Below are 12570 nucleotides of genomic sequence, written 5' to 3' on the forward strand. Positions count from 1 at the left end.
CGAGGGGTTCCTGCCGCGCAAGGGCGGGGAGCGGCTGTCCCGGCTGCGCGAGGTCGCCGCCGAGCGTCGCACCCTCGTCTACTTCGAGACCTGGCCGCGTCTCCCAGGGGCGCGGGGAACTGCGCGCTCAGCCCCCACGGCCCCGCACCCGACGCCCCTGAACGCCGGTCGCCTCTGGCAGCTGACGTGGCCGGCTCCCCCCAGGGGCGCGGGGAACTGCGCGACCAGCCCCCACCGACCCGCACCCGGCAACACATGGCCAGCCCCCCCACGCCCCCCGCCACACGAATGGCCCGCCACAACCGCGCAAAACGCCAGACATATCGGACTATGGTCCGGTAACACCCCAGCGCACCCCAACGCTGGACACGGCGTACGGACGAGGAGGCCGCTCCATGCGTGGACCCACGCACGCGAAGTGCATCGCAGGTGCCGCCGCAGTCGCCCTCGTGGCAACAGCCTGCGGCGGCAACGGCGGCGGCGGCACAGACACCAGCGCCGTACTCAGCGCCTCCTGGGGCGACCCCCAGAACCCCCTGGAGCCCGCCAACACCAACGAGGTCCAGGGCGGCAAGGTCCTCGACATGATCTTCCGCGGGCTGAAGCGCTACGACCCGGACACCGGCGAGGCCAAGGACATGCTCGCCCAGAGCATCGAGACCACCGACTCCCAGAACTACACCATCACGGTCAAGGACGGCTGGACCTTCAGCAACGGCGAACCGGTCACCGCCGCGTCCTTCGTGGACGCCTGGAACTACGGGGCGAGCCTGAAGAACAACCAGCGCAACGCCTACTTCTTCGGCTACATCGAGGGCTACGACAAGACGCACCCCGAGAACGGCGGCGCCCAGACCGCCGACACCCTCTCCGGCCTCAAGGTCACCGGCGACCGCACCTTCACCGTCAAGCTCGGCCAGAAGTTCTCCACGTTCCCCGACACCCTCGGCTACGCCGCCTTCGCCCCGCTGCCCCAGACGTTCTTCACGGACCACGCGGGCTGGCTCAGCAAGCCGGTCGGCAACGGCCCGTACGCCGTCGACCACTACGCCAAGGGCTCCGAGATGGCGCTGCGCGCCTGGGACGGCTACCCCGGCGCCGACAAGGCCCACAACGGCGGTGTCGACCTCCGCGTCTACACCGACAACAACACCGCCTACACCGACCTCATGGCCGGCAACCTGGACCTCGTCGACGACGTCCCCGCCGCGCAGCTGAAGAACGTGAAGAGCGACCTCGGCGACCGCTATCTGAACACCCCGGCCGGCATCATCCAGACCCTCGCCTTCCCGTACTACGACAGCGACTGGAACAAGAAGGACTCGGACAAGGTCAGAAAGGGCCTGTCCCGGGCCATCGACCGGGACCAGATCACCCGGACCATCTTCCAGCAGACCCGCACCCCCGCCACCGACTGGACCTCACCCGTCCTCGGCGCCGAGGGCGGCTTCAAGGCGGGCCTGTGCGGCGAGTGGTGCCAGTACGACGCCGCCGCGGCGAAGAAGCTGATCGAGCAGGGCGGCGGGCTGCCGGGCGGCCGGGTCACCATCACGTACAACGCCGACACCGGCTCCCACAAGCAGTGGGTGGACGCCGTCTGCAACTCCATCAACAACGCCCTCGGCAACGACCGCGCCTGTGTCGCCAACCCGGTCGGCACCTTCGCCGACTTCCGCAACCAGATCACCGGACGCAAGATGAGCGGCCCCTTCCGGGCGGGCTGGCAGATGGACTACCCGCTGATCCAGAACTTCCTCCAGCCGCTGTACTACACCAACGCCTCCTCCAACGACGGCAAGTGGTCCAACCAGCAGTTCGACGGCCTGGTCGACCAGGCCAACGCCGAGTCGGACACCGCGACGGCGGTGGGGCTGTTCCAGCAGGCGGAAGGCGTCGTACGGGACAACATGGCGGCCATCCCGCTCTGGTACCAGAACGGCAGCGCGGGCTACTCCGAGCGGCTCTCGGACGTGAAGCTCAATCCGTTCAGCGTCCCGGTCTACGACCAGATCAAGGTGGGCTGAGCCGGCATGGGGCGCTATGTCGTCCGGCGGCTGCTCCAGATGATCCCGGTCTTCATCGGGGCGACGCTGCTCATCTTCCTGATGGTCAATGTGATGGGCGACCCCATCGCGGGGCTCTGCGGCGACCGGCAGTGCGACCCGGCGACCGCCGCCCAGCTACGCGCCGAGTTCGGCCTCGACAAGCCGGTGTGGCAGCAATACCTGACCTATATGGGCAACCTCTTCACCGGCGACTTCGGCACCGCCTTCAACGGACAGCCGGTCACCGAGCTGATGGCCTCCGCCTTCCCGGTCACCATCCGGCTCACGATCGTCGCGATCCTCTTCGAGATCGTCATCGGCATCACCCTCGGCGTGATCACCGGCCTGAAGCGCGGACGCCCCGTCGACAGCGGCGTGCTGCTGCTCACCCTGGTGGTGATCTCCGTCCCCACCTTCGTCACCGGTCTGCTGCTCCAGCTGCTGCTCGGGGTCGAATGGGGCTGGATCAAGCCCTCGGTCTCCCCGGCGGCCACCTTCGGCGAACTGATCGTGCCCGGCCTGGTCCTCGCCTCCGTCTCCCTCGCCTATGTCACCCGTCTGACCCGCACCTCCATCGCCGAGAACCGCCGCTCCGACTACGTCCGCACCGCCGTCGCCAAGGGCCTGCCCCGCCACCGGGTGGTGACCCGGCATCTGCTGCGCAACTCCCTCATCCCGGTCGTCACCTTCATCGGCACCGACATCGGCGCCCTGATGGGCGGCGCCATCGTCACCGAGCGGATCTTCAACATCCATGGCGTCGGCTACCAGCTCTACCAGGGCATCCTGCGCCAGAACACCCAGACCGTCGTCGGCTTCGTGACCGTGCTCGTGCTGGTCTTCCTGGTCGCCAACCTCCTGGTCGACCTGCTGTACGCCGTTCTCGACCCGAGGATCCGCTATGCCTGAGCCCCTGCCTCCGGAGCCGTACGCCCCGGGCGGCGGTGGCCGCGTCCCCGGGGACGGGGCCATCGCGGCGACCGGCATGGGCGGCACCATGGACCTGGCCACCAGCGAGGGCGAGACCCTGGAGGCACCGCCCGGCGGCGGCCCAGGACCCGAGGACCGGGCCCGCAGCCTGTGGTCCGACGCCTGGCACGACCTGCGCCGCAACCCCGTCTTCCTCCTCTCCGGCCTGGTGATCCTCTTCCTGGTGGTGATCTCCCTGTGGCCCAGCCTGATCGCCTCCGGCAACCCCCTCCAGTGCGATCTGGCCAAGGCCCAGGAGGGCTCCCAGCCCGGCCACCCGTTCGGCTTCGACGGCCAGGGCTGCGACGTCTACACCCGGACCGTCTACGGCGCCCGCACCTCCGTCGCCGTCGGCGTCCTCGCCACCCTCGGCGTCGCCCTGCTCGGCTCGGTGCTCGGCGGGCTCGCCGGGTTCTTCGGCGGCGGATGGGACGGGCTGCTGTCCCGGATCACCGACATCTTCTTCGCCATCCCGGTCGTCCTCGGCGGTCTGGTGCTGCTGTCCGTGGTCACCTCCAACACCATCTGGCCCGTCATCGGGTTCATGGTGCTGCTCGGCTGGCCGCAGATCTCCCGGATCGCCCGCGGCTCGGTCATCACCACCAAACAGCACGACTACGTCCAGGCCGCCCGCGCCCTCGGCGCCTCCCCCTCCCGCCTCCTGCTGCGCCACATCGCCCCCAACGCGGTCGCCCCGGTGATCGTGGTCGCCACCATCGCGCTCGGCACCTACATCGCCCTGGAGGCCACCCTGTCCTACCTCGGCGTCGGCCTGAAGCCGCCCAGCGTGTCCTGGGGCATCGACATCTCCGCGGCCTCGCCCTACATCCGCAACGCCCCGCACGCCCTGCTGTGGCCCTCGGGCGCCCTCGCCCTGACCGTCCTGGCGTTCATCATGCTCGGCGACGCGGTGCGCGACGCCCTCGACCCGAAGCTGAGGTGACCCGCCGTGCTGCTCGAGGTACGGGACCTGCACGTGGAGTTCACGACCCGGGACGGCGTCGCCAAGGCCGTCAACGGAGTCAGCTACGGCGTCGACGCGGGGGAGACCCTCGCCGTGCTCGGCGAGTCCGGCTCCGGGAAGTCGGTCACCGCCCAGGCCGTGATGGGCATCCTCGACAGCCCGCCGGGCCGGATCACCGGCGGCGAGATCCTCTTCCAGGGCCGCGACCTGCTCCGGCTGAAGGAGGACGAGCGGCGCAAGGTGCGCGGCGCGCGGATGGCGATGATCTTCCAGGACGCGCTGTCCGCCCTCAACCCGGTGCTCTCCGTCGGCGACCAGCTCGGCGAGATGTTCACCGTCCACCGGGGCATGTCCCGCAAGGACGCCCGGGGCCGGGCCGTGGAGCTGATGGACCGGGTCCGTATCCCCGCCGCCAAGGAACGGGTCAGGCAGTACCCCCACCAGTTCTCCGGCGGGATGCGCCAGCGCATCATGATCGCGATGGCGCTGGCCCTGGAACCCGCCCTGATCATCGCCGACGAGCCCACCACCGCCCTCGACGTCACCGTCCAGGCCCAGGTGATGGAGCTGCTCGCCGAACTCCGGCGCGAGCTGGACATGGGCCTCATCCTGATCACCCACGACCTCGGTGTGGTCGCCGACGTGGCCGACCGGATCGCCGTCATGTACGCCGGACGGATCGTCGAGCAGGCCCCCGTCGAGGACATCTACCGCGCCCCGGCCCATCCCTACACCCGCGGTCTGCTGGACTCCATCCCCCGCCTGGACCAGAAGGGCCAGGAGCTGTACGCCATCCAGGGCCTGCCGCCGAACCTGCTGGCCATCCCGTCCGGCTGCGCCTTCCACCCCCGCTGCCCGCTCGCCCGGGACATCTGCCGCACCGAGGTGCCCCCGCTGCACGACGTCACCGCGGACCGGACGAGCGCCTGCCACTTCTGGAGGGAGTGCCTCGATGGCACAGGCCGCTGAGCCCCGCTCCACACCGGTCACCGCGCCCGTCCCGGAACCCGTCCTGGAGGTCGCCGGACTGGTCAAGCACTACCCGCTGACCACCGGCATCCTCTTCAAGAAGCAGGTCGGCGCGGTCCGGGCGGTCGACGGCGTCGACTTCACCCTGGCCCGCGGCGAGACCCTCGGGATCGTCGGCGAGTCCGGCTGCGGCAAGTCCACGGTCGCCAAGCTGCTGGTCAACCTGGAACGCCCGACGGCCGGCACCATCCGGTACAAGGGCGAGGACATCACCCGCCTGTCCGGCCGCGCGCTGAAATCGGTCCGCCGCAACATCCAGATGGTCTTCCAGGACCCCTACACCTCCCTCAACCCCCGGATGACGGTCGGCGACATCATCGGCGAGCCCTACGACATCCACCCCGAGGTGGCCCCCAAGGGCGACCGCCGCCGCCGGGTCCGGGAACTGCTGGACGTGGTCGGTCTCAACCCCGAGTACATCAACCGCTATCCGCACCAGTTCTCCGGCGGCCAGCGCCAGCGCATCGGCATCGCCCGGGGCCTCGCCCTGCGCCCGGAGATCATCGTCGCCGACGAACCCGTCTCCGCCCTCGACGTCTCCGTCCAGGCACAGGTCGTCAATCTGATGGAACGGCTCCAGAGCGAGTTCGACCTGTCGTACCTCTTCATCGCCCACGACCTGTCGATCGTCCGGCACATCTCGGACCGGGTCGGGGTGATGTACCTGGGCCGGATCGTGGAGATCGGCCGCGACGCCGAGATCTACGACCACCCGACCCACCCGTACACCCAGGCCCTGCTGTCCGCCGTCCCGGTGCCCGACCCGCGGGCCCGGGAGCACCGCGAGCGGATCATCCTGGCGGGGGACGTGCCGTCCCCGACGAACGTCCCGTCCGGCTGCCGGTTCCGCACCCGCTGCTGGAAGGCCGAGCGGCGCTGCGCCGACGAGGTCCCGCTGCTCGCCGTACCGGTCCGTTTCCGCGCGCTCCCGGGACCCGCGGCGCACGCCTCGGCCTGCCACTTCGCGGAGGAGAAGCAGGTCGTCCCGCCGGAGCCCCCGCCCGCCTGAGACGGGCCCCGGCGTCGCAGTAACAAACAAGCAACTCCCCGGACCCGCCTCCGATATACGGACGGGCGACGCTGATGAACGTACGGCCGTGCGGGTGCCGTGAACGGGCCGGGGCGAGCCATGTCGCCCCGGCCCGTTACCCGTTGGGGCCCGCCGCCGGGGTCCGGTCCGTCCCCAGCGCGCGCTTCAGGAAGTCGACCTGGAGCAGCAGCAGATTCTCCGCGACCTGCTCCTGCGGGGTCATATGGGTCACTCCGGACAGCGGCAGCACCTCGTGCGGACGTCCGGCGGCCAGCAGCGCCGAGGACAGCCGCAGGGCGTGGGCGACGACCACGTTGTCGTCGGCGAGCCCGTGCACGATCATCAGCGGCCGGTGCGGACCCTCCGCGGCGTCCGACAGCCCCTCGTCGGTGATCAGCGAGCTGTGCGCGTAGGCCGCCGCGTCCGCGCCCGGGTCGCCGAGGTACCGCTCGGTGTAGTGGGTGTCGTACAGCCGCCAGTCCGTCACTGGGGCGCCCGCGACGGCCGCGTGGAAGACGTCCGGGCGGCGCAGAACGGCCAGCGCGGCCAGATATCCCCCATAGGACCAGCCACGAATGGCCACCTGGCTGAGATCGAGTGGATGAGTCTTCGCCAGATCCTGGAGCGCCTCGATCTGGTCGTCCAGGGTGACCGTGAAGTCGCCGTGCACCGCCTTCTCCCAGGCCGGGGAGCGCCCCGGGGTGCCCCGCCCGTCCGCCACGACCACGGCGAACCCCTGATCGGCGAACCACTGCGAGGTGAGATGCGCGTGGTGCGCGGCGACCACCCGGCCCCCGTGCGGACCGCCGTACGGATCGAGCAGCACCGGCAGGGGAGTGTCACCGGGGTAGTCCCGCGGCATAAGCACGGCGCACGGGACACGCCGTGCGCCCCCCTCGACCAGGCTTACCCGAGGGGAGAAACCGGGACTCTCTGCGTACGACCGGACAACCGCCACCTCCTCCCCGTCCCGCAGCACTCGCGCCACCGACCCCGGCCGGTCCAGCACCGCAGAGACCAGCACCGTCACCGCGCCACTCCGGACCGCCGAGTGCACGCCGGGCTCCCCGGAGATCCGCGCCACGCCGAGTTCGTTCACCCGGTAGACATGCGTCTCGCCGATCTCCGGCGCGCTCGCCTCCTCGCCCGCCGACGCCGTGACCAGCACGTCCGAGGCCCCGACGTCGAGCACCGCGCGCACCTGCAACTGCGGCCCGGTCAACGGCCGTTCACCCACCGCCAGGACCCGCGCCCCGCCCTCGTCGGCGATCCGCACCAGTTGCCCCGAGGGCGACCAGCACGGCACCCCAGCGAAAAGATCAAGCCAAATCGGATCTTCGTCGGCATGGACCATCCGGGTCGCCCCGGTGTCCGGGTCAACCGCCAGATACAACTGACCGCGCTGATCGCGCGCCTGTACGAGAAGCAGCGGCGCCCCCGCGTCTGACCAGTGCACACGCGCCAGATACGGATACCGCGCCCGGTCCCAGACCACCTCCGTACGGATCCCGCCGAGGTCCGTCACGAACAGCCGCACCTCGGCGTTGGGCGTCCCCGCCGCCGGATAAGGGACGTGTTGTGGATCACGTTCCGGCTGTGCGGGATCGGCGATCCACCAGCGCCGCACCGGCGTGTCGTCCACCCGCGCCACGAGCAGCCGGTCCGACCGGGGAGACCACCAGAAGCCCCGCGCGCGGTCCATCTCCTCGGCCGCCACGAACTCCGCGAGCCCCTGCGTCACGCCCGGCGCGTCGGGCTCGGCGAGCGCCCGGTCGCCGTCCCCCTCCGCCCCCACCACCCGTAGCGCGCCCGCCGCCACATACGCGATGTGCCGCCCGTCGGGCGACGGCCGCGGATCGATCACCGGACCGGGAACCGGCAGCTCACGCGTGGTCCCGGCGCGCAGCTCCGCCGTGAACAGCCGCCCCGACAGCGCGAACGCGGCCAGCTCCACGGCCGCGTCCGTGGCATAGCCGACGATCCCGGCACCGCCCTCCCGGGACCGCTCCCGGCGGGCCCGTTCCTCGGGCGACAATCGCTCCCCGCCGCCGCCGAGCAGCACCGCGGGATCGGCGGCCACGCGCTCCCCGCCGCCCGGCAGATCGAGCACCCACAGGGCGCCCGCCCGCTCGGCACCGGCCCGCGCGCGCAGAAACGCGACACGCGACCCGTCCGGGGCGACGGTGAAGGAACGCGGCGCGCCGAGCGTGAATCGCTGGGTGCGGGCGTGGCGGCGGGGGAAGGACTCGGGCTCGGTCGTCATGCCCTGACGATATTGGCCATGCGCCCCCTTGTGCGGCTGTGCGCCGACAGATGCGCGCGCACGGATAGTTATGATCACTAGCGCTGTGTGGGTATGAACCTGCTGGCTCCTGCATGGATTTACGCGTCTGATGGATGACAGGTCTGTACGGATGGGCAAGTCCGCCCGCTCTGCTTGGAGGTGAGCCGCCATGGCACTCTCGATCTCGGCGGTGGTGCTGCTGGCGATCATCGTCTTCCTGCTGATCAAGAAGTCCGGGCTCAAAGCGGGACACGCGGTGGTCTGTATGTTGCTGGGCTTCTATCTCTCGTCCTCGACGATCGCGCCCACGATCAGCGAGCTGACGAGCAACATCGCGGGGATGATCGGCAGCATCAACTTCTGACCCCCGTACGCTGGGGGCCATGACGGACCACCCCGCCCGTCGTCTGCTGCTGGTGCACGCGCATCCGGACGACGAGTCGATCAACAACGGCGCGACCATGGCCGCGTACGCCGCCCAGGGCGTGCGGGTGACGCTGGTCACCTGCACGCTCGGCGAGCGTGGCGAGGTCATCCCGCCGGAGCTGGCGCAGCTGTCCGGTGCCGCCCTTGGCGCGCACCGGCTCGGCGAACTGACCGCCGCCATGAGCGCCCTCGGCGTGCGCGACGTCCGCCAGCTCGGCGGCCCCGGCCGCTACACCGACTCCGGGATGATGGGCCTGCCCGACAACACCGACCCGGACTGCTTCTGGCAGGCCGACGTCGACCAGGCGGCCGGCCTCCTCCTGGACGTGATCCGCGAGACCCGCCCCCAGGTCCTCATCACCTACGACCCGGACGGCGGCTACGGCCACCCCGACCACATCCAGGCCCACCGGGTCGCCATGCGCGCCGCCGAACTCGCCGCCGCCGAGGGCATCGGCATCGACCGGATCTTCTGGAACCGCGTCCCGCGCACCGCCGCCGAAGCCGCCTTCGCCCGGCTCGCCACCGACCTCCCCGCCCTGCCCTACGCCGAGGCGGGCAGCCTCGGGGACGTCCCCGGTGTGATCGACGACGACCGGATCACCACCACGGTCGACGGCACCGCGTTCGCCACCGCGAAGGCCACCGCGATGGCCGCGCACGCCACCCAGATCACCGTCCTGCCCCCGTACTTCGTCCTCTCGAACGACCTCGTCCAGCCCCTGTTCACCACCGAGTCCTACGAATTGGCGCGCGGGGAGCGCGCGCCCGGCGTGGAGCGCGATCTGTTCGCCGGGATCGGAGGCACCCCATGAGCGAGCGCGGCTCCCTGCTCGCCCAGCCGATGCGCCGCCCCTCCCCCGGCCGGATCGCCGCCCATCTGGGCCTGTTCGCGCTCGGACTGCTCACCGGGATCGCGGGCGCGCTGGTGGAAGGCGCCTGGTTCCCGGGCGGGCTGCTGCTGGCGCTCGCCGGATCGGCCGGGGCGATCCTCGGCGGGGCCCGCGCCACCGGCGCCCGGGGCGGAGCCGTGGCCGTCGCGGCGGGCTGGATGCTCTGTGTCGTCCTGCTCACCACCAACCGCCCCGAAGGGGACTTCGTGTTCGCGGCGGGCGTGGGCTCGTATCTCTTCCTGCTCGGCGGGATGGCCGTGGCTGTGATCTGCGCCACCCTTGGCCCGGGACGGCAACCGGACGGTCCCTCTGCCCGACTTGGCAAGTGACGTACCACTTCCGCGCCCCCGGCGCGTGCGAGTCCCGTGTGGGTTTCCTCAGAGGTCCGGGGATGCGTGTGTCAAGTGGCCAGTATGGTGGTGCGCGCCGCCGATCCTCCCCATCCGCTCGACTCGGTTCGGGCCCCGGGGGGACCCCCAAGCAGAGTGAGGTCGCAACGGGCGGCGGAGCCAACCGGGAGAACCTGCCTTGAGTCGTGAAACTGACAGTCCGTCCTCCGGGCCCACCGGGCACGGCGGCACCGCATACCCCTCGGGCACGCCGCCGTACGGCACGCCGGCGGCCACCGACGGCGGTGCGGACGCGGGCCGTTCGGCCGCGCAGCCGGAGGAACGCAAGACCGAGACCACACTGACGACCCGGGTCCGGATCAACATCCCCGGGTCCCGGCCGATCCCGCCGGTCGTGGTGCGCACCCCCGTCGCCGACGGCGAAGGGGACGGCGACCGCACCGCCGCCGAGCCGCCACCGACCCCTGGCCCCCCGGACGCCACGGCATCCGGCGCACCCGGAGCGCCCGGCGTTCCGGCCGCGCCCGGCGCCCCGGCGGGGGACAAGACCAGCGACTGGTTCGCGCCCCGCAAGCCCGGCCAGCCGGCGCCCGGCCCCCGCACCGGCTCCACCGCCAACGGCGGCGCCCCGGCCACCGGTTCGGGCACCACCCCGCCGACCGGTACGCCCACGGCCGCCGCGGCACCGGGCACCCGCCCGGCGTCCGCCCCCCGTCCCGGCGCGGCCCGCCCCGGCACGGGCACCGGTCTGCCCGGCGGCGCGACCGGCGGCCCGGTGGCCCCCGGCCACGGCGGCGGCACCGGCTCCTTCGACGTGACCGAGGCGCTCACCGCCGGCCAGCGCCCCGGCAACGGCAGCCGCCGCGACGAGGGCCCCTACGCCCCGGAGAACGGCTACCCGCAGGGCGACTACGCCCACCCCCAGACCCCCGCGGTCCCCGGCGTCCCCGGAGTCCCGGGCGCGCCCGGCGGCTCGGGCGGCCAGAACGGCCAGGGCGGCCCGCACGGCTACGGCGGCCCCCAGGGTCCCGCGGGCCCCACCGGCGGCCCGGTCACCGGCGACGGCCACCTCGCCCCGCCGCCGCCCCACGGCACCACCGCCATGGCCGCCCACGGCGTCTCCATGGCCCCCGGCGGCGGCCTCAGCGACGACACCGCGATCCTCACCCCGCAGGTGCAGGTCCCCGAACCCCCCGGCGGCATCTACGCGCCCCCGGAGAACGTCTCCGGGGACACCCTCACCAGCGGCATCCCGGTCGTCCCGGCCACCGACCGCACGACCCCCGCCCCCGCGCCGGGAGGCAACCGCCCCGACGGCCCGCAGAGCCCGCCGCGGCGCACCGAACCCGCCCCGCAGCAGAGCGCGCCCGCCGCCGCGCCCCGCAAGAAGAAGGGCCGCAGCAAGCTGGTGCTGCTGGTCGGCGGAGTCGTCGTCATCGCGGGCGTCGCCTACGGCGCCGGGCTCCTCATGAACCACTCCGACGTCCCCAAGGGCACCACCGTGCTCGGCGTCGACATCGGCGGCGGCACCCGCGACGACGCCGTCAAGAAGCTGGACGCGGCGCTCGGCAAGCGCACCGCGGCCCCGCTGAAGCTGACCGTCGACGGCGAGACCGTCTCGCTCCCGCCGGACCAGGCGGGCCTCCAGTTCGACGCGGACGCCACGGTCGCCGCCGCCGCGGGGAGCGACTACAACCCGGTCTCCGTGATCGGCTCCCTCTTCGGCGAGAAGCGGATCGTCGAACCGGTCATGCCGGTGGACGAGGAGAAGCTGCTCTCCGCCCTCGCGGACGCGGCGGGCGGCGCGACGGGCGCCGGCGACGGCACGATCAGGTTCGAGTCCGGCAAGGCCGTCGCGGTGTACGGCAAGACCGGCAAGGGCGTCGACACCGACCAGGCCGCCGACGCCGTCGAGCAGGCGTACCGCACCCAGGTCGAGACGGGCACGGCGACCCCGCTCCCGCTGCCGACCACCACGGTCCAGCCGACGGTCACCGACGCCGAGGTCGACCGCATGATGAAGGAGTTCGCCGAACCGGCGATGTCGGACCTGATCACCGTCCGCACCGACGCCGGCCACTCCATCGACTTCAGCCCCGAGAACAGCCTCTGGAAATTCCTCCAGGTCAAGGCCGTCGACGGCAAACTGGTCGACTCCTACGACGAGGCCGCCCTCCAGGAGCTGTACGGCAGCACCTTCGACGGCGTCCTGATCACCCGCGGCACCGGCGAGAAGACCCCGGTAACCGTCCAGGACGTGATCAGCGCCCTACGCCCGGCCCTGAAGAGCCCGGACAACAGAGTCGCCACCATCGAAACCAACCCGAGCTAGAGCCGGCCCGAGCAACGGGGGGCACCGGAAAAGTAACCGGCGCCCCCTGACGCTTGCTCGGGCCGAACCCCCTGAAGGCTTACCGGCTGAGCACCGTTTGGGGCTCACGGGGGAGCGCCTCTCGGAGGCTTACGGGGGGGTGCCCTGTGGTGGATCGCTGGGGGAGCGCCCTGTGACGGCTCCTGAAGGAGCACGGTCTCACGACTTGCAGGCGACACGCGGGGCCGGCTTTTAGGGGCGCGGGGAAC

General features: G+C 71.9%; 10 protein-coding genes and 1 pseudogene. 10 read left to right on the plus strand and 1 reads right to left on the minus strand.

Going from position 1 to position 12570, the window contains the following annotated elements:
- The 6 genes and pseudogenes from AB0D49_RS13605 to AB0D49_RS13630 form a co-directional block, all read left to right on the plus strand.
- Positions 1-88, plus strand: a pseudogene (locus AB0D49_RS13605) (16S rRNA (cytidine(1402)-2'-O)-methyltransferase); the annotation flags it as partial.
- Between the two features lie 307 nt (positions 89-395).
- On the plus strand, positions 396-2024 hold the full coding sequence (locus AB0D49_RS13610) for an ABC transporter substrate-binding protein (protein ID WP_362755847.1): 1629 nt from the start codon (positions 396-398) through the stop codon (positions 2022-2024).
- Positions 2025-2030: 6 nt separating this feature from the next.
- Positions 2031-2954 (plus strand): ABC transporter permease, encoded by a 924-nt coding sequence (locus AB0D49_RS13615; RefSeq protein ID WP_362755850.1) that lies wholly within the window; start codon positions 2031-2033, stop codon positions 2952-2954.
- Positions 2947-3957, plus strand: coding sequence for an ABC transporter permease (locus tag AB0D49_RS13620; protein WP_362755853.1), 1011 nt, complete (start codon positions 2947-2949; stop codon positions 3955-3957). The genes AB0D49_RS13615 and AB0D49_RS13620 overlap by 8 nt, the downstream gene beginning before the upstream one ends.
- A gap of 6 nt (positions 3958-3963) precedes the next feature.
- Positions 3964-4947, plus strand: coding sequence for an ABC transporter ATP-binding protein (locus tag AB0D49_RS13625; RefSeq protein WP_362755856.1), 984 nt, complete (start codon positions 3964-3966; stop codon positions 4945-4947).
- Complete coding sequence (locus AB0D49_RS13630) at positions 4931-6016, plus strand: dipeptide ABC transporter ATP-binding protein (RefSeq protein WP_362755859.1); 1086 nt, start codon at positions 4931-4933, stop codon at positions 6014-6016. Before AB0D49_RS13625 ends, AB0D49_RS13630 begins: the two co-directional genes overlap by 17 nt.
- A gap of 136 nt (positions 6017-6152) precedes the next feature.
- Here the strand turns inward: AB0D49_RS13630 and AB0D49_RS13635 are convergent, their stop codons facing one another.
- Positions 6153-8300, minus strand: coding sequence for an alpha/beta fold hydrolase (locus AB0D49_RS13635; protein ID WP_362755862.1), 2148 nt, complete (start codon positions 8298-8300; stop codon positions 6153-6155).
- Positions 8301-8490: 190 nt separating this feature from the next.
- Here AB0D49_RS13635 and AB0D49_RS13640 point away from each other — a divergent pair, with 190 nt between their 5' ends.
- The 4 genes from AB0D49_RS13640 (at position 8491) to AB0D49_RS13655 (ending at position 12322) form a co-directional block, all read left to right on the plus strand.
- A complete protein-coding gene (locus AB0D49_RS13640) occupies positions 8491-8685 on the plus strand; it encodes a hypothetical protein (RefSeq protein WP_355748187.1) in 195 nt (64 codons plus the stop codon).
- Positions 8686-8704: 19 nt separating this feature from the next.
- Positions 8705-9562, plus strand: a complete 858-nt coding sequence (gene mshB / locus AB0D49_RS13645) for an N-acetyl-1-D-myo-inositol-2-amino-2-deoxy-alpha-D-glucopyranoside deacetylase (protein ID WP_362755866.1) — start codon at positions 8705-8707, stop codon at positions 9560-9562.
- Positions 9559-9969 (plus strand): DUF6113 family protein, encoded by a 411-nt coding sequence (locus AB0D49_RS13650; protein WP_362755869.1) that lies wholly within the window; start codon positions 9559-9561, stop codon positions 9967-9969. Before mshB ends, AB0D49_RS13650 begins: the two co-directional genes overlap by 4 nt.
- 199 nt (positions 9970-10168) lie before the next feature.
- A complete protein-coding gene (locus tag AB0D49_RS13655; protein ID WP_362755872.1) occupies positions 10169-12322 on the plus strand; it encodes a hypothetical protein in 2154 nt (717 codons plus the stop codon).
- Positions 12323-12570: the final 248 nt, after the last annotated feature.

This window comes from Streptomyces sp. NPDC048290, assembly GCF_040652095.1.
GTDB lineage: Bacteria > Actinomycetota > Actinomycetes > Streptomycetales > Streptomycetaceae > Streptomyces.

Bases quoted from the DNA above. Each gene is read 5' to 3' on its own strand.
- AB0D49_RS13610 (WP_362755847.1), top strand. From the start codon at position 396: ATGCGTGGACCCACGCACGCGAAGTGCATCGCAGGTGCCGCCGCAGTC.
- AB0D49_RS13615 (WP_362755850.1), top strand. From the start codon at position 2,031: ATGGGGCGCTATGTCGTCCGGCGGCTGCTCCAGATGATCCCGGTCTTC.
- AB0D49_RS13620 (WP_362755853.1), top strand. From the start codon at position 2,947: ATGCCTGAGCCCCTGCCTCCGGAGCCGTACGCCCCGGGCGGCGGTGGC.
- AB0D49_RS13630 (WP_362755859.1), top strand. From the start codon at position 4,931: ATGGCACAGGCCGCTGAGCCCCGCTCCACACCGGTCACCGCGCCCGTC.
- AB0D49_RS13635 (WP_362755862.1), bottom strand. From the start codon at position 8,300: ATGACGACCGAGCCCGAGTCCTTCCCCCGCCGCCACGCCCGCACCCAG.
- AB0D49_RS13640 (WP_355748187.1), top strand. From the start codon at position 8,491: ATGGCACTCTCGATCTCGGCGGTGGTGCTGCTGGCGATCATCGTCTTC.
- mshB (WP_362755866.1), top strand. From the start codon at position 8,705: ATGACGGACCACCCCGCCCGTCGTCTGCTGCTGGTGCACGCGCATCCG.
- AB0D49_RS13650 (WP_362755869.1), top strand. From the start codon at position 9,559: ATGAGCGAGCGCGGCTCCCTGCTCGCCCAGCCGATGCGCCGCCCCTCC.